This is a genomic window from Kosakonia sp. MH5, assembly GCF_009935945.1.
Classification (GTDB): Bacteria; Pseudomonadota; Gammaproteobacteria; order Enterobacterales; family Enterobacteriaceae; genus Kosakonia; species Kosakonia radicincitans.
Genome location: NZ_QODH01000001.1, coordinates 1140140 through 1156504 on the forward strand (window position 1 = coordinate 1140140; position 16365 = coordinate 1156504).

General features: G+C 51.7%; 17 protein-coding genes and 1 other RNA gene. 6 read left to right on the top strand and 12 right to left on the bottom strand.

All coding sequences use genetic code 11. The features are described from left to right. Positions 1-72: 72 nt before the first annotated feature. The 5 genes from DK872_RS05385 to DK872_RS05405 form a co-directional block, all read right to left on the bottom strand. Complete coding sequence (locus DK872_RS05385) at positions 73-1155, bottom strand: LacI family DNA-binding transcriptional regulator (RefSeq protein WP_007373566.1); 1083 nt, start codon at positions 1153-1155, stop codon at positions 73-75. Positions 1156-1411: 256 nt separating this feature from the next. Continuing rightward, positions 1412-1630, bottom strand: coding sequence for a hypothetical protein (locus DK872_RS05390; protein ID WP_007373565.1), 219 nt, complete (start codon positions 1628-1630; stop codon positions 1412-1414). Further along, positions 1627-1878: a hypothetical protein gene (locus DK872_RS05395; RefSeq protein WP_007373564.1), complete on the bottom strand. Its 252-nt coding sequence runs from the start codon at positions 1876-1878 to the stop codon at positions 1627-1629. The genes DK872_RS05390 and DK872_RS05395 overlap by 4 nt, the downstream gene beginning before the upstream one ends. A gap of 234 nt (positions 1879-2112) precedes the next feature. Continuing rightward, the gene (locus DK872_RS05400) at positions 2113-2658 is read right to left on the bottom strand and encodes a GNAT family N-acetyltransferase (RefSeq protein ID WP_007373563.1); all 546 of its coding nucleotides are present in this window, start codon (positions 2656-2658) and stop codon (positions 2113-2115) included. Positions 2659-2745: 87 nt separating this feature from the next. Next, positions 2746-3357, bottom strand: a complete 612-nt coding sequence (locus tag DK872_RS05405) for a YitT family protein (protein WP_007373562.1) — start codon at positions 3355-3357, stop codon at positions 2746-2748. 84 nt (positions 3358-3441) lie between these two features. On the opposite strand from DK872_RS05405, the gene DK872_RS05410 reads away from it, so the two are divergent. Continuing rightward, the gene (locus DK872_RS05410) at positions 3442-4863 is read left to right on the top strand and encodes a PLP-dependent aminotransferase family protein (protein WP_035887305.1); all 1422 of its coding nucleotides are present in this window, start codon (positions 3442-3444) and stop codon (positions 4861-4863) included. 449 nt (positions 4864-5312) lie between these two features. Beyond that, positions 5313-5885, top strand: coding sequence for a LuxR C-terminal-related transcriptional regulator (locus tag DK872_RS05415; RefSeq protein WP_035887303.1), 573 nt, complete (start codon positions 5313-5315; stop codon positions 5883-5885). A gap of 141 nt (positions 5886-6026) precedes the next feature. Here DK872_RS05415 and DK872_RS05420 read toward each other — a convergent pair whose 3' ends face one another. Further along, on the bottom strand, positions 6027-6227 hold the full coding sequence (locus tag DK872_RS05420) for a hypothetical protein (protein ID WP_139201270.1): 201 nt from the start codon (positions 6225-6227) through the stop codon (positions 6027-6029). Between the two features lie 743 nt (positions 6228-6970). Between DK872_RS05420 and DK872_RS05425 the strand changes: the two genes are divergently transcribed. Further along, entirely contained in the window at positions 6971-7855 is an 885-nt protein-coding gene (locus DK872_RS05425) for a LysR family transcriptional regulator (protein WP_007373557.1), read from the top strand. A 532-nt stretch (positions 7856-8387) separates the two neighbouring features. Then, a complete protein-coding gene (locus DK872_RS05430) occupies positions 8388-8528 on the top strand; it encodes a hypothetical protein (protein WP_154066837.1) in 141 nt (46 codons plus the stop codon). Positions 8529-8571: 43 nt separating this feature from the next. On the opposite strand, the gene ffs is transcribed toward DK872_RS05430, so the two are convergent. Continuing rightward, positions 8572-8668: signal recognition particle sRNA small type (gene ffs, locus DK872_RS05435), an RNA gene on the bottom strand. Positions 8669-8833: 165 nt separating this feature from the next. On the opposite strand from ffs, the gene DK872_RS05440 reads away from it, so the two are divergent. Continuing rightward, positions 8834-9145, top strand: a complete 312-nt coding sequence (locus DK872_RS05440) for an MGMT family protein (RefSeq protein WP_090397438.1) — start codon at positions 8834-8836, stop codon at positions 9143-9145. Positions 9146-9177: 32 nt separating this feature from the next. Here the strand turns inward: DK872_RS05440 and DK872_RS05445 are convergent, their stop codons facing one another. Next, positions 9178-9747 (bottom strand): YbaY family lipoprotein, encoded by a 570-nt coding sequence (locus tag DK872_RS05445; protein WP_007373554.1) that lies wholly within the window; start codon positions 9745-9747, stop codon positions 9178-9180. A 215-nt stretch (positions 9748-9962) separates the two neighbouring features. Between DK872_RS05445 and tesB the strand changes: the two genes are divergently transcribed. Continuing rightward, positions 9963-10823 carry an acyl-CoA thioesterase II gene (gene tesB, locus DK872_RS05450; protein ID WP_007373553.1) on the top strand — a complete coding sequence of 287 codons (861 nt, stop codon included), beginning with the start codon at positions 9963-9965 and terminating at the stop codon, positions 10821-10823. 65 nt (positions 10824-10888) lie between these two features. On the opposite strand, the gene amtB is transcribed toward tesB, so the two are convergent. The 4 genes from amtB to DK872_RS05470 form a co-directional block, all read right to left on the bottom strand. Then, the gene (gene amtB, locus DK872_RS05455; protein WP_007373552.1) at positions 10889-12175 is read right to left on the bottom strand and encodes an ammonium transporter AmtB; all 1287 of its coding nucleotides are present in this window, start codon (positions 12173-12175) and stop codon (positions 10889-10891) included. A 32-nt stretch (positions 12176-12207) separates the two neighbouring features. Then, positions 12208-12546, bottom strand: coding sequence for a P-II family nitrogen regulator (gene glnK / locus DK872_RS05460; RefSeq protein WP_002891893.1), 339 nt, complete (start codon positions 12544-12546; stop codon positions 12208-12210). A 256-nt stretch (positions 12547-12802) separates the two neighbouring features. Then, the gene (locus DK872_RS05465) at positions 12803-14581 is read right to left on the bottom strand and encodes a SmdB family multidrug efflux ABC transporter permease/ATP-binding protein (protein ID WP_071920329.1); all 1779 of its coding nucleotides are present in this window, start codon (positions 14579-14581) and stop codon (positions 12803-12805) included. After that, positions 14574-16337 (bottom strand): SmdA family multidrug ABC transporter permease/ATP-binding protein, encoded by a 1764-nt coding sequence (locus tag DK872_RS05470; RefSeq protein WP_071920328.1) that lies wholly within the window; start codon positions 16335-16337, stop codon positions 14574-14576. The genes DK872_RS05465 and DK872_RS05470 overlap by 8 nt, the downstream gene beginning before the upstream one ends. Positions 16338-16365 lie beyond the last annotated feature (28 nt).

The following is a 16365-nucleotide window of genomic DNA, read 5'->3' on the forward strand; positions in this document are numbered from 1 at the left end:
AGAGACAATGGCGTATTTTTAATCGCAGGTAAAGTCCGCGATCGGCTGAAAGCGAAGAGGATCACAAAAGCATTAGCGCCGATCCAGCATGGCAACCTGCTGTGCCAGTTCACTCAGTTGCCGGGCAAGAGTTTCACCGCTACGGATCTGCCGTTCGCGCGCCGGAGCCGTAGACAGACGTTCGATCAACGTGACGGGTAGCCGAATCTGACTGAGGGTCAATTCCCTGTCGGGCGGATTAAGCAGCCAGTCCACGCTACGCTCGCCCGCTTCTTTGAACGCCTGGCGCACCGTGGTCAGCGGCGGAGAAAACCAGGCGCTGTCCGCCGTGTCGTCGTACCCCACCACTGAAATCTGCCCCGGCACATCAATGCCCTTCTCAGCACAGGCGCGCATCACGCCGAGCGCCATCTGATCGTTAGCCACCAGAATCGCCTGCGGCAGCCGGGGACCCGCCAGCAGCAGATGGGCTTTTTCATACCCCGATGCGGCGCTCCAGTCCCCATACTCGCTGGCGCAGGGGGTCAGTTTCTCCTGTGCTAACGCCGCCAGCCAGCCGCTAAAACGGGCGCGGGCTGAAACTGAACTCTGCGGCCCGCCCAGCAGAGCAATGCGCTGGTGGCCTTGCGACAGCACATGTTCCACACCCAGGCGCGCGCCCTGCTCCGCATCAAACACCAGACTGTTAACGGCTGCCTTATCACTGACATCCAGAAACAATACCGGCGTCGGTTGCGCCTGCGCCGCCAACTGCTGCGCCAACGCATCTTCCAGCGGAACATTAATAAGCACGCCTTCCACACGCTGTGCCAGCAGTTCCTGCAATGCCGCGCTACAACTGGCGGCGTCATGCTGCTCAAGCATCGAAATAATGACGCTCGTGGAGGCAAGACCGGCGCGGGATTTCACCGCCGAGGCAATTTGTGACGGCGCATGCAGCGCCAGATCGGTAGTCAGTAGTCCCAGCGCTCTGCTGCGTTTGCCCGCAAGTTGCTGAGCGCCTCGATTGGGAACATAGTGCAGCGCGGCCATTGCGGCGAGCACCTTTTCACGGGTACGAACGGAAACATGGGCCGCATCATTGATCACCCGGGATACGGTCTGGTAAGAGACGCCTGCATAGCTGGCAACGTCGTAAAGTGTGATAGTTTTCATGGCGTTCCTGGCAGCAAAGGGATCATTAGTATACCCGTTTTGCCCGGATCTGCCTGTGAGCGCTTCGTGAAAAATACCAGGAACTAAGACAATCGGCACAAAATATATTGCGCGAGACAAAAATAAATATCGGCGAACCACAAGGCTCGCCGGAAACATCATCCGTAATGTGTTTTGAGATGGTTCTGTAGAGTTATTATGAAACAATCATCACAGTTTTTAATGCAATTTAAATGACGGTTTCATGACAACAAGATTACTGCTGGCGAGGAATAGGAAATCCTTTTATTGAAATAATAAAACTGTTTCCCTCTTTTTTGATTTTCGCGCCAGCGTCACACCAGTCCGATGCGATACGAAAAAACTCATCACTTCCGATATTCCAGTCCAGTCGTACTTGTTTTACAAAGCCTGAGCGCAACATCGCACAGGCTTCGCCGTAGTTACTGGCGGTTGATAGCAGTTGTTGGTTCATTTTTTCTTCTTCAGGAGTTTACGTAATGCTTTGATCTCTTTAGGAGTGAACGGAGTTGCACTCTCTTCTTCCGTGTGCTGGTTGTCAATATCATCTTCCGAGACTCCCGCCTCTTCCGCTGCTTCGAACGCCAGCAGCAGCAGTTTTTCTGTCGCCGTGCTTAAATTTTCACTATTTACTTCTGCGTAATGACGCAATTTCTCTTTTAGCGCTTCATCAATTTTGACGTTTAATACTGCACTGGCCATGATTATCCCTTCTTGTGTGAATAAACATGCTAATTAATACACGAACTTATGAAACCGATCCAGATTTATATTTCAAAATTATAACAGGGCGAAAAATCCCCATAAATAATCTGCCTTATATTTATGACAGAAAAATGAAGATAATATTTCAATTAAATGACACTATAATTTAAAACGAAAAAATATAATGCTAATCGCGGGAATAAAACCCGCCAGCGCGCACGCCGACGGGTTTCAGTGATGCAGTTGGTTCCATTTTTCGCGGGTTATCTCCCACAACTCCGTCTCCAGCTCCCCGGAAACATACTCACCTTTTTGCAGGCGAACTAAGCGCATACCGCTGCGTTGAGAAAGTCTCTTCGAACGATCGTTGGCGACAGCTTTGGGCGCGCGCAGTACATCGCGTTCAAGCACGTTAAACCAAAAATCCGTTACCGCATGGCAGGCTTCCGTCATATACCCCTGCCCTTGCCACTCCGGAGCCAGCCAGAATCCCCGGTTATTGTCCGGCGTATCCATCAGGCAGATCACGCCCATGAGTTCATCGGCATTCTCTTTACGTCGCAACGTCCAGAACCAGCCTTTCCCCGCGCGCGTTGCCTCCAGCGCAACATTGTCGACATAGTTCTGCGCCGCATCATCCGGATAGGGCCAGGGAACGCTGGCAACCAGATAACGGACAATCTCCCAGCGAGGGAAAATGCGCTGAATTTGCGTGGCATCTTCCGATGCCAGCGGTTTGAGAATTAGACGTGCCGTTTGAAGCTCTGGTGTCGTCACAGGTGATCGCTCCTTTTCTTCCTGAGAGAAGCAAGTATTGCAGACGCTCCGCCAGATCAGGGGATTTTTCGCTATATTAACGAAAAATCAGGCTACCGGTTCAGTTTGCGGCGCCACGCTTAGCGTCGGTTTCTGACGAAACCACGGCAGACAAAGCTGAATCAGCGGGCCAATACTGAGCGCGTAAAATACCGTGCCGACGCCAAATGTGCCGCCCAACAGGCAGCCTGCCAGCAAGACTGAAATCTCAATCGCCGTACGGATACTGCGCACTGACCAGCCTGTGCGGGCATGGATCCCGGTCATCAGGCCATCACGCGGGCCTGCGCCAAACCCGGCACCAATATACATTCCGGTCGCCAGCGCATTGACAATTACCGCCGCCACCAGCATTACGCTGCGCGCCAGGAGTGTCTCCAGCGGCGGCATCAACGCCAGCGCAGCATCGGCGGCAAGCCCAAGCACGATCACATTGCTGATGGTTCCCAGACCCGGACGCTGACGCAGCGGGATCCAGAACAACAATACCAGCGCGCCGGTGGCGATCATCACCGTACCGATATCCATCGACAGCAGTTTCGCCACCCCAAGGTGGAAAACATTCCACGGATCGGCGCCCAAATCCGCGCGGACAAACATCGCGGTAGAAACACCGTACAGGACCAAACCAATATAGAGTTGCAGTAATCGACGTAGCATTTTTGTTCTCCGGTTGTTCATGCTTCCATCTTCTCCGCAAATGGCATTATGATTAATGTCCAGTTTTCATATAGTGGACTGCATATGTCATCCCGTCGCTTTGGTAGTCAATCTTTGCAGCGCCTGTTAGGGCACTGGCAACAACCCGAGTCCCGCATGCCGCTATGGCGTCAGCTTGCCGATGCCCTGCGTTTGCTGATTCTTGATGGCAGGCTGGCGCTGGACACACGTCTGCCCGGCGAGCGTGAACTGGCCTCAACGCTGGAAATTAGCCGCACCACCGTTGCCAGTGCGCTGGCGCACTTGCGCGATGAGGGTTATCTGGAGAGCCGCCACGGTAGCGGATCGCGGGTGATTCTGCCTGATAGCCGTAGCGTTCCAACGCTCGCAACAGCCGGTACAGCACTGGATCTCTCAACGGCGGCGTTGAGCGCCGGGCCGGAGATCCACCAGGCCTATACCCACGCGCTGAGCATGATCCCGCACTACCTCACGCGAACCGGCTACGGTCAGCTCGGCTTGCTGCCACTACGTGAAGCCATTGCCGCACGTTATACCGAGCGCGGGCTGCCAACTCACGCCGATGAAGTGATGGTGGTGAATGGCGCAGTCAGCGGACTGGCGCTGGTACTGCGCATGCTAACCGGTCCGGGCGATCGCGTGGTGGTCGATCACCCAACCTACCCGCTGGCGATGGCCGCGATCCTGGGGGCGTCATGCAGGCCCGTTGGCGTATCGCTGCCACAAACCGGCTGGGATTGTGATGGGTTTGCCGCCACGCTGGCACAGACCGCGCCGCGTCTGGCCTATCTGATGCCCGATTTTCACAATCCAACCGGACGCTGTATGGATATCGCCACTCGCGAAGCCATCGCCGCCATCGCGGCGCGCACGCGCACGGCGCTGGTGGTCGATGAAACGATGGTGGATTTGTGGTACGACGCGCCGCCACCGCCGCCGCTGGCGGCCTTTGATCCTGCTGGAAACGTGATCACACTCGGTTCGGCGGGGAAAAGTTTCTGGGGTGGCTTACGCCTGGGATGGATCCGCGCCTCAACGCGCACAATTGCCGCTCTCGCCCAGACCCGTGACACGCTGGATCTGGGTTCCCCGTTACTGGAGCAACTGGCAACGCTGTGGCTAGTGCAAAACGCAGAGGCATTTTTGCCCGGCCGTCGACAAATGCTCGCCAGCCGCCGTGATGATTGCGCCGCGTTAATGCGCGAGCATTTTCCGGAATGGCGCTTTCAGACACCGCAGGGCGGCCTCTCCTACTGGGTAGAACTGCCCGATATGCTGGCGACTCAGTTTGCCGCCCGTGCGGAAACTATCGGTATTCACCTCGGTGCGGGAACACGTTTTGGTCTTTCCGGCGCTTTTGACCGCTATTTACGGATGCCCTTTTCACTGGAATTAACCGAACTCGAGAACGCATTACTGCGTATCAAACCCCTGTGGCTCGCGCTCAACTATTCGTCCCCCCCGGTAAAACGCAGCATGGTGTAATGCCGGAAACGTTCAATACACATGTCACGGCACCGTGGCATGTGCCCGAACAGACGGGGAGACTTTCTGCCGTTGCAAACACTCTTCTGATATTTCCGTTAGTCCTGAAATGTTTAATCGCCTTATCGCTCAATTGCTTTCATGCCATCAATAAATCAGGCTTTATTTATTGTTTTTGTAATTTGATTTTGAGGGTGTACTACGTCATCATCTGTTTTTTTATGCAATATACAAGCGGATAGATATCAAAAACACTGGCTTGCGAAAACTCAGGGCAGGAACAACATCCGCTGTACTTTACGCGCTTAAAATTAATGACACAGATTGCACATGACGCCATAGCTTACCTGCTTGCTCGTTAATAACACATAATTATTTATAGAGCACTGCACTGGTATACCAGAGATTGAGTGGAAAACTCATTATATCCGCAGAGAGTAAAGATTATTATGAATTATGAACCCAGGGGTAATTTTGAATACATCGTCAGAATTAATAATGCTTACCTTGCTGAAGGTATAAAACAGATTATACAAAAAATGTATAATCTGGGTGAACTGAGTTCATCTATCCTGGTTTTCGACTGTCATAATTACTATTCAATCAATTTCGATCAAGTCGGTAATACGATATGCGTTATGCTCTGCGAGAAAAACTACCAGAAATTCCTGCCAGACATCAACAAAATATACCGCTGTGAAGCGAACATCACCGCGAAGGGTTTTAAAAATTTAGTTAAACGCATATCAAACGGCAAGGGACCATCAAGTACGCTAAAAACAGACTGCTGCATCAATGAGCGCGAAATGGCGGTGATTCATTCCTATATGGAAGGCTATTCAGAGGCAACGGTTTCCGACTGGTTGGGTGTCAATATAAAAACGATTTACCTTGCCAGGCGCCGCCTTTTTTCAAAGTTAGAATGCAATTCATTACTGGAATTTAGAATTATGTGCAGAACACAATTATTTACTGAATGGTATTCAAGGCAAAAAGAAGCGTTTAACACCGTTGATCATTAATCCGCTGACCAACATTCATCATCTCAGCGTTCCCTACCCCACCATTATATGGCAGATAAAACCGTAGAAAGGTATGCAGGAGAGTCATTTCCTCCTGCATTAGATCACTATCGCTGGCAACTACACAGGAATGGAAATTTTTCAGCTACTCTCTGCACGTAGTTTTTTGATATTAATATCGATACGTTCGATTGCAGGTTGAGAGGCACCTTTCGTCAAAGACACGCGTATTTTAATGCTGTCATTATCGATTACAACCAGGTTAACATCAACATTATCTTCTTCTACCATCCAGGATATCTTTTCTTTTATTTCCTCGGCTATTGAATTCAAAACCTCCACCTAATCACCTCATGGTTATGTTGATTAAAAATGACCTGACAGCAAAGATTCGTTAGCATATAAAACCAGACTTTTTCTCATTAATATACTGACGAAGATAAAACAATAATATAAGCCAAAATATTTCAAGCCAGTAACGAAGATGAGTTCACCACATATACATCACAATATCAATTGATAAACTCTATAGATTTTTTTGTAAGATAGTAGATTTAAATATTTCATAATAATTATTATGCATGCCATTCCCAAAAAAACACTTATCACAGAACCACGATAGGATATTTAAATTGGAGAGCAATCGATTGAGAGTATGTATCATCGCACGTCTTTGATAAGATATATAAATATTCATTCTGAACATACCCTATTTTTCACATATCTTATTCCATATAAGTTTTCTTTAAATCAAAAAACTCAATAGAATTTTTCAATTACATTTACGCTTGTCATTTAAAATATCAGTGTTATATTACGCGTCCCTGTTATTGAAAGATCATACCAGGATCTTAGGTTTTTCGCCTTGTCACTTTAATATAAATTTTACCGGGTATATTCAAAATGGAGATAAGATTATAGATAACATCAATAAATGATCGTGTTACTAACGGGATTAATCTCTCAATCTGAAGCATTTCTTCTGTCGTGAAGCAAAATCCAAATTGCTTTTTGTCGAACGGTTGTATCTTTTTTTATTAGCAAAAAAGAACATCACAAAATGATAAGGTAGAGTGGTAACCAGAATGAATAGTCGATCTTTAGAGTACCTGGCAGCACTGGCAAAGTACAATCATTTTCAGCATGCAGCAGACGAGTGCAACGTAACGCAATCAACGCTGAGTATTCAATTGAAAAAGCTAGAACAAGAGCTTGGCGCGCCCTTGCTGGATCGTTCAAATAAAAGAGTTAAATTTACAACGATGGGTATCAGGGTGGTAAAACAGACACATGTGATACTCAAAGAACTCGAACGATTACGGGAGATGGCATCAAAACCACATATGTATGGTATACAAAACATACGTATAGGGATTATGCCATCAGTCTCAACAAACATATTTAAATATGCAGTTGAACTTTGCGATAACTTCCCATCGAAAATCGAGCTGCAGTTTAATGAAGCCGACCCGGAGAAACTCTTTTCAATGATGAAAACAGGTGCTCTGGAGTGCGCGATAATGGACAAACAGCCCAGAAATTCTGATTTTTTTGAATGCGCATCATTCGATGAACCACTGATCATTGGCGTCGGAGCCAGACATCAATATGCACTTTCAGAATCATTAGAACAAGCAGAGCTGAAAAAGCTGAAGATTCTGGTCCCGGAATATGGAAATAATCTGCACGATCCGATCATGAGCTTTTGCGATCAATATGGGCTTTTTGCGGAGATAGGCTCCGTAGGCATGAACATTGAAACATTGCGCTGGCGAATTTCGATGTCTGATTATGTATCCTTTTTCCCCTATTTTTCTGCCCTGGATAAAAATGATACCCGGCTGAAGTATATCAGACTCAACCATTTCAACCCCAGGCGTAAAATTGTTTTCTTATCACAACGAGAGCCTGTCGTGAAAAAATTCACGGAGTTGCTCATAAAAAAAATGACCAACGCGTTAATAGAATAAAGCATCCAGAAACCAGTTTTACTTATCGGACGGGTAGACAGAACCCCATTATGAATATATTTTTAGGCATTGTATTTACGCACGCTACACATAAGCAAAAATGACATTATTAGCTGCACCGATAACATGGACATTCTCTTGAATTATATATTCATAATAGTTTTCGTTATGGAGGAAAGTATCCGTGTATTTATTTTTCTACACGGCGATGCAGTATGCCAAAGCATGCAACCTGAACATACTTCACCCGGAGCACTATTTCATAGAGGATATAAATTAATAACAGAGGTCAGGTAAAGATCGTATAAATACGTTACACAAGGGGAAAAATGGTGTTATATAAAAAATACCCTGGTTAATGGTTATTTCTAACTACCCTTAGAACAAGACGCTAACCAGGGCTTGTCACCAATTTTACTCAGTGGTTAATAGACCGCACAAAACAAGAGTTAAATAATTCCACATCGCCGCTAACAAATACAGTAGAAGGTATCTATAAATTAGAATCACTTATTTTTGCCAGATGCGCAGCATGGTCGCCTTTTCAGCACAGTTGTTTGGTATTGACGTCATGGGGAAAATCGGCATTACGGATAATGAAGTAAGGGTATTTAACAAGCACGATAAGCAGTTTCAAACAGGCTGCGCAACCGCTGGTGTGCTGAAGATGTAAAGAGATAAACGGAACGAACTTCAAAAGCAGAAATGGGTGGGGGCCCTGCCAGCTACATCCCGGCACACACGTCGTCTGCCCTGGCTGCTTCCTTCCGGACCTGACCTGGTGAACAGAGTAGCGTTGCGGGAGAACCAACAGGGCCCCCATTGAGAGCGTTGTTAATCAACGCGCTGGCGCATTATCCCTGTCCAGGATGGCAATTGCAAGCCGCGCCGGGGCGGATGCTGGTTTATTGCGCAACTGTCCCTTCACAGCACGCTTTATGCTGTTTATGCTGCAAGGACTTCCCTCAGGATATCAGCATGGATATACAGGATTCTTTCCCGCAACGGGTCTGGCAAATCGTTGCCGCGATACCGGAAGGTTACGTCACAACTTATGGTGACGTGGCGAAACTGGCTGGCTCTCCGCGCGCCGCGCGACAGGTGGGCGGCGTACTGAAACGCTTACCGGAAGGGAGTACGTTACCGTGGCATCGGGTGGTAAATCGTCATGGCTGCATTTCCTTGACCGGGCCGGATTTACAGCGTCAACGCCAGGCATTACAGGCTGAAGGCGTGGTGGTGTCAGGTAGCGGGCAAATCGATTTACAACGTTATCGCTGGATCTACTAAAACGCTCCTCCCCCGCAGGAGAGGAGCCGTTATCAGTACTGTGTCGGAGCCGGAGTGGCTTCAGACGGGTTCACTTGTGTGGGTGACGTGGAAGGCACGGTCGTGGCGGCGCCACTGTTTTGCTGCAACGGCACAGCCGTTTGCTGCACCGGCACCAGCGTCAGATCCGCTTTGGTTCCGCCCTGATTGATAACCGGTTTAACCGTATCGGTGATAAAGACAATTTTATCGTCGATGGTAATGGCCGCACTCAGCAGGATACGGGCATTCGGCTGGATATCAGCCGGGTTAAACGGCAGCACGAAGCTGAACGGAGCCTGTTTACCTTCGGTACGCACAGCTTTCTGCGCCAGCACCTTCGACGGCGCATCCGCCTGGGACGCATCAGAAACTGTCACGGTTAATACCGCATTTGGCGGCAGCGCCACTTTCTGACGGATCCAGATCGTACCGGAGACGTTAGGTTGCGCAATCGCAGCTTTATTGGTTGCCGCTGGCGCGCTGGGATTAGGTGCTGGTGTTGGAATGTCAGCGCCTTTTTGAGCGCAGGCAGAGAGCGCAACAGCAACTGCCAAACCACTTAACATGTGCACGAGTTTCATTGATTTCTCCTTATCTTCAATGCACCGGCAGAACGCTTGCCTGCCAGGATGGGTGGTTAAACCATCGTAACGAGAACAAGTCTGGCACATAAGCGCGATATATTCCTGCAAAGCCCCATTTATTCAGATTATTGAACCCATCGGACCACTCATTGTTCCAGGTTATACTTATCGGGTTATTCGCTCAGTCAGCCGCTATTTATTTGAGGAAATTTATGAGTCAGGCACTCTCTAACCTGCTGTCATTATTGAATCTGGAAAAAATCGAAGAAGGCCTGTTTCGCGGCCAGAGCGAAGATTTAGGGTTACGCCAGGTCTTTGGCGGCCAGGTTGTCGGCCAGGCGCTGTACGCCGCTAAAGAGACCGTCCCCGCCGAGCGACTGGTGCACTCCTTCCACAGCTACTTTTTGCGTCCTGGCGATAGCCAGAAACCGATTGTCTATGACGTGGAAGTTCTGCGCGACGGCAACAGCTTCAGCGCCCGCCGCGTGGCGGCGATCCAGAACGGGAAACCGATTTTCTATATGACCGCCTCGTTCCAGGCGCCGGAAACGGGTTACGAACACCAAAAAACGATGCCGGACGCGCCCGCGCCGGATTCACTGAAATCCGAAACCGATATCGCCCGTGCACTCTCCCATTTGTTGCCGCCGCTGGTGAAAGAGAAATTCCTCAGCGATAAACCGCTGGAGATCCGACCGGTAGAATTTCACAACCCGCTAAAAGGGCACGTTGCCGAGCCTGCGCGCCAGGTATGGATCCGCGCAAACGGCGCGGTGCCGGAAGACTTTCGCGTCCATCAATACCTGCTGGGCTACGCCTCAGACTTCAACTTCCTGCCGGTGGCGCTGCAACCACACGGTGTGGGTTTCCTTGAGCACGGTATGCAAGTCGCCACCATTGACCACTCGATGTGGTTCCATCGTCCATTCAATATGAATGAATGGCTGCTTTATAGCGTGGAAAGTACGTCGGCCTCCGGGGCGCGCGGCTTTGTACGCGGTGAGTTCTATACGCAACAGGGCGTGCTGGTGGCGTCAACCGTGCAGGAAGGGGTGATGCGCAATCGCAACTAAGGCTCTACAAAAGGAAAAGCCTCCGAAAGGAGGCTTTTTTATGCTCAGGAGATAACTCAATTCAATCAGGCGTTGTAGGCGTTTTCGCCGTGGCTGTTAACATCCAGACCTTCACGCTCTTGATCTTCCGGTACACGCAGGCCCACAGTCATGTCAGCCAGTTTGTAGCCGATGAAGGCCACGACGCCGGACCACACGATGGTGAGTGCGATACTTTCCAACTGAACCAGGAGCTGCTGACCCATCGTCACGCCTTGTGCGTAACCGACGCCGCCCAGGGACGTTGCGGCAAAGATGCCGGTCAGGATACAGCCGACGATACCGCACACGCCATGCACACCAAACACGTCACACGGATCGTCAACACGCAGCATACGTTTCAGTGCAGTAACGCCCCACAGGCCTGCCAGACCTGAAACCAGGCCCACAATCAGCGCGCCGCCGACACCCACATAACCACACGCCGGAGTAATACCCACCAGGCCTGCAATCGCGCCGGAACATGCACCCAGCAGAGATGGTTTGCCACGCAGCGCCCACTCACCGAACACCCACGCCAGGATTGCACCAGCAGTAGCCACAACGGTATTTACGAAAGCCAGCCCGGCGATTTCGTTGGCCGCACTTGCGGAACCCGCGTTGAAGCCGAACCAACCGACATAGAGGATAGCGGTGCCGGTAAAGACCATCGGCAGGTTATGCGGTTTGAACGCTTCTTTGCCAAAGCCCACACGTTTACCAATCAGGTAAGCACCCACCAGACCTGCAACAGCGGCGTTGATATGCACCACCGTACCGCCAGCGAAGTCCAGCGCGCCATGCGCTGCCAGCAGACCGCCGCCCCATACCATGTGCGCGATTGGCACATAAGAGAGCGTCAGCCATACCACCACGAAAATCAGCACCGCAGAGAAGCGAATACGTTCAGCCAGTGCACCAACAATCAGGCCGACGGTAATACAGGCGAAAGAGCCCTGGAAAGCAACGTGGATATACTGATAGATGCTGCCCATGACTGCAGTCAGTTCAATATTCTTCAACATTACCCAGTTGAAGCTGCCGAAGAAGCTGTTGCCCTCGCCAAAAGCCAGAGAGTAGCCGTAAACCACCCACAGAACGCACACCAGCGCGAAGGTGACAGCCACCTGCGTCAGCATAGAGAGCACGTTTTTCCCGCGAATCAAGCCGCCGTAAAACAGCGCAATGCCCGGGATGCTCATAAACAGCACCAGTGCGGTAGAAATCATCATAAAGCCGTTGTCTGCTTTATCTGCTACAGCGGGAGCCGCCATCGCCAGACCTGGCAGCAATGCCAGTGAAGCAAGACCTGTTTTTAATGTTGTGTTTTTCATTGTTCCAATCCCTATCACTGTGTGGCCAGCTATTACAGTGCCGCTTCGTCGGCTTCGCCGGTACGAATACGAATGACGCGTTGCAACTCAGCAACGAAAATTTTGCCGTCGCCAATTTTTCCGGTGTAGGCCGCTTTGCTGATCACATCGATAACTTCATCGAGTTGATCATCAGCAATCGCCACATCAATTTTCACTTTAGGCAGGAAATTGACGCTATATTCCGCACCGCGGTACAGCTCGGCATGACCTTTCTGACGCCCGAAACCTTTAACTTCAGTCACGGTCAGCCCTTGAATACCAATAGAAGACAGTGCTTCACGAACGTCTTCGAGTTTGAATGGTTTAATCACCACGGTAACCAGCTTCATAGATCCCCCTCCAGTCGAAATTCGATAATGGCCGCAGCTAACACATGACAGATATTGCAAGTGGTGTGCCAACAATGAAAACGAGGAGAATTTCAGATTGTTAGTGCAGACAGGCCGGGAAAAGCAGAAGGGGGAAAATGCAGGCTCGCGATTCGGCCTGGTGTCAGAAAAGAAAAACGCACCATAACAGTGCATGGCGCGTTACTTTTTTGCACCAACAGAGGATCCTGTCAGTAGCATGCCTAATTTTGGTGCATCAGGCGATAAGCGACTCTTCTCGCGAGCTGGCCGCCAGTTCTTCCCCTGCCAGTTGCAGTTGATACATCTGCCAGTAGCGCCCTTTCGCGGCCAACAATTGCTGGTGTGTCCCGCGTTCCACCGCCTGCCCGCGATGTAATACAAGGATGGTTTCCGCCTCAACAATGGTCGATAAACGGTGAGCGATCACCACCAGCGTGGTCTGCTTACGCACCGCAGCCAGCGCATGCTGGATTGCCTGCTCGGTACCGGAGTCGATATTTGCCGTTGCCTCATCGAGGATCAGGATCTGCGGCGTATCGACCAGCACGCGCGCCAGCGCCAGCAGCTGTTTTTGCCCAACCGAGAGGTTATTCCCCTGCTCACCGAGCCGGGTATGAATGCCCGCACTCATACCGCGCGCCAGTTCCGCCAGTTGTACCGTCTCCAGCGCCTGCCACACCTGTGCTTCGCTGATATCTCGCCCCAGCGTCACGTTGGCGAAAAAGCTGTCCGCCAGCACCACCGGATCCTGTTGCACCATCGCCACGCCTTTGCGTAGCGCTGTATGGCTGAGCGCAGAGAGCGGCCTTCCGTCGAGGCGTATCTCACCCTGCGTGAGCGGGTAGTAACCCATCAACAGGCTGGCGAGCGTACTTTTCCCGCTGCCGGTATGCCCCACTAAGGCGACAAAGCTGCGCGGCTCAACCGATAGCGAAATATCCTGCAGCACCAGTTGATCGTCGCGGTAGGCAAACGAAACATTCTCAATATCAATGGCGCCACTGTGCAGCGGCGTATCATCGTAACCATAAGACTGGCGCGGCCGATCCATCAGTTCGAACACCCGTTCGCCCGCGACAACTGCCTGCTGCAACATCGATTGCTGCGTCGTCAGCTCAATCAACGGTTCATTCAGACGGCCAAGGTAGCTGATAAACGCGTACAGTACGCCGACTTCCACCGTACCCACGGAGGAAAAGCCAAACAGCATCAGCAACCCGCACAGCACCAGCGCCGAGAAAAGACTCAGCAGCGGGCGCAGCAGAAAGCCATCCAGCCGCAGAGTTTGCATGCGCGCAAGATAGTGGGAACGGCTGGCATCGCCCATACGTTCACCAAAACGCGCCTGCTGGCGGAACTGCTGAATCACGCCCATGCCGTTAATGATTTCGTTAAAGCCATCGTTAATATCAGCAAGGTAGGCACGCATCCGGCGCACAATCGGCGTGCTGTAACGCTGATAGATCAGCATGACAATCAGCACCGCGGGGAAAATCGCCATCGCCACCAGCGCCATCCGCCAGTCCAGGCTGAACATGGCGACCAGCATCGCGCCAATCAACGCGGCACTGCGCAGCACCGTCGCGACCACTGTGACATAAAGATCGCGGATCACTTCGGTGTCGTTGGTCACGCGGGAGATAATCTGCCCGACCGGCTGGGTATCAAATTCGCTTAGCGGCTGGCGCAGCGCAGCGTCCATCACATCGGTACGCAGTTGTTGTACCACGCCGACCGCCGCCTGGTTAAACAGCAGCGACTGACTGTAGTGCAGCAGCGCCGCCAGCAGTTGCAGGCCGACATAAACCGCAGCCAGACCGGCGACCAGCGCAAGTGGCAGGTAGCTTTTCGCCACCATGTTATCGATAAAGTAGCTGATCAGCGCCGGACCGGAGACTTCCGCAATCGCCGCAACCCACAGCATCATCACCGCTTTGATTAACGATTTGCGCCACGGTTTGCCATACACCAGCAGGCGTTTCAGCGTCGGCCATTGTCGTGCGAGATTACGCATCGGCGGCCTCCTGCGGTACGTCATTCAACGCAGCTTCCAGTTGCTGGTAGCGATACATATCGCGATACCAGCCCGGCTGGCGCGCAAGCTGCTCATGCTGGCCACGCTGGGCAATATGTCCATGCTGCATGACTAAAATCTCACTGGCTTCCGTCAGCGCCGACAGGCGATGCGCGCTGATAATGACTGTGCGCCCTTCGCCCCACTGGCGCAGGTTATGCAAAATTTGATGTTCGGTGCGACCGTCAACGGCCGACAGCGCATCATCCAGGATCAGGATCTCGGCATTAAGCAGCAGCGCGCGTGCAATCGAAATGCGCTGTTTTTGACCGCCGGAAAGCATCACACCGCGCTCGCCCACTTCCGTATCGTAACCCTGCGGCAGACGCAGAATGTCGTCATGCACGCTGGCAAGCTTCGCCACGTGTTCAATCTCTTCCTGCGTTGCGCCGGGTTTGCCTAACGCAATGTTGTTACCCACCGTATCGGAGAAGAGGAACGGCGTCTGATTCACCACCGCCAGACGGCTGCGCCAGGCATCCAGCTTCAATTGCTGAAGGGGAATATTGTGGAAACGAATATCGCCCTGCCCGACGTCAAAATGGCGCTGAATTAACGCCAGCAAGGTGGTTTTCCCGGCACCGGTCGGCCCGCAGATGCCCAGCATCTGGCCCGGCGTCAGCAGCACGTTAACATTATTCAGTACGGCAGTTTCCGTTTGCGGATAGCGAAATTCACGGATAGCGATAGTCAGATTGCCGCGTCCTTCCGGCACCGGCTCACTGCCGTCATTCACTACCGGCGCTTCTGCCAGCATGTCGCGAATACGGCTGTATGCCGCACTTCCGCGCTCCACGATATTAAACATCCACGCCAGTGCCAGCATCGGCCAAATCATCAGCCCCAGATACATGGCAAAACTGGTGAGCTGACCGAGCGTCAGCGTACCGTGGACAATCATCCAGCTACCGCCGCCAATCGCGAGCATATTCGCCAGGCCAATCGCAATGTAAATGGTTGGATCAAAACGCGCATCAACACGGGCGACGCGCATATTTTTCGCCCCGGTGTCGGCGGCTTCCGCCGCAAACAGCGCCGACTGGCGATCCTCCAGACCGAAGGCTTTGATCATGCGGATACTGGTCATGCTCTCCTGCGTGCGATCGTTAAGCGCGGAGAATGCCGCCTGCGCTAACTTAAAACGCTGGTGCAACTGATCGCCGTAACGCTTGATAACCAGCGCCATAATCGGCATCGGCAGCAGCGACAGCAGCGTTAATTGCCAGCTAATTTGCGTCGACATCACCACCAGCACCACGCAGCCCATCACCAGCGAATCCACTAACGTCAACACGCCTTCACCGGCAGCAAACACGACGCGATCGACGTCGTTCGTTGCTCGCGCCATTAAATCACCGGTACGGTGACGCAGGTAAAACTCCGGATGCTGGCGGCTCAACTGCCGATAGAAATCTTCACGCAGCTCCACGGCCAGTTGATAAGAAGCGCCGAACAACCAGACGCGCCAGACATAACGCAGCAGATAGGTGACGACCGCGACCGCGACCAGTACGCCAATCCACATCCACACCTGTGATGTGGTGTAATGCTGTTCGGTTACGCCATCGACAATCACCCCCACCACTTTGGGCGGAATGAGTTGCAGAATAGCAATAATGATAAGTAAGGCCACTGCACCGAGGTAGCGTTGCCACTCCCGGCGAAAGTACCAGCCTAACTGGGCAAATAATCGCACGCGGTTATATCCTGAAGGTGATTTTCCG

Bases quoted from the DNA above. Each gene is read 5' to 3' on its own strand.
- DK872_RS05415 (WP_035887303.1), top strand. From the start codon at position 5,313: ATGAATTATGAACCCAGGGGTAATTTTGAATACATCGTCAGAATTAAT.
- DK872_RS05390 (WP_007373565.1), bottom strand. From the start codon at position 1,630: ATGAACCAACAACTGCTATCAACCGCCAGTAACTACGGCGAAGCCTGT.
- DK872_RS05430 (WP_154066837.1), top strand. From the start codon at position 8,388: ATGGTCGCCTTTTCAGCACAGTTGTTTGGTATTGACGTCATGGGGAAA.
- DK872_RS05425 (WP_007373557.1), top strand. From the start codon at position 6,971: ATGAATAGTCGATCTTTAGAGTACCTGGCAGCACTGGCAAAGTACAAT.
- DK872_RS05465 (WP_071920329.1), bottom strand. From the start codon at position 14,581: ATGCGTAATCTCGCACGACAATGGCCGACGCTGAAACGCCTGCTGGTG.
- DK872_RS05445 (WP_007373554.1), bottom strand. From the start codon at position 9,747: ATGAAACTCGTGCACATGTTAAGTGGTTTGGCAGTTGCTGTTGCGCTC.
- tesB (WP_007373553.1), top strand. From the start codon at position 9,963: ATGAGTCAGGCACTCTCTAACCTGCTGTCATTATTGAATCTGGAAAAA.
- glnK (WP_002891893.1), bottom strand. From the start codon at position 12,546: ATGAAGCTGGTTACCGTGGTGATTAAACCATTCAAACTCGAAGACGTT.
- DK872_RS05410 (WP_035887305.1), top strand. From the start codon at position 3,442: ATGTCATCCCGTCGCTTTGGTAGTCAATCTTTGCAGCGCCTGTTAGGG.
- DK872_RS05440 (WP_090397438.1), top strand. From the start codon at position 8,834: ATGGATATACAGGATTCTTTCCCGCAACGGGTCTGGCAAATCGTTGCC.
- DK872_RS05385 (WP_007373566.1), bottom strand. From the start codon at position 1,155: ATGAAAACTATCACACTTTACGACGTTGCCAGCTATGCAGGCGTCTCT.
- DK872_RS05405 (WP_007373562.1), bottom strand. From the start codon at position 3,357: ATGCTACGTCGATTACTGCAACTCTATATTGGTTTGGTCCTGTACGGT.
- DK872_RS05395 (WP_007373564.1), bottom strand. From the start codon at position 1,878: ATGGCCAGTGCAGTATTAAACGTCAAAATTGATGAAGCGCTAAAAGAG.
- amtB (WP_007373552.1), bottom strand. From the start codon at position 12,175: ATGAAAAACACAACATTAAAAACAGGTCTTGCTTCACTGGCATTGCTG.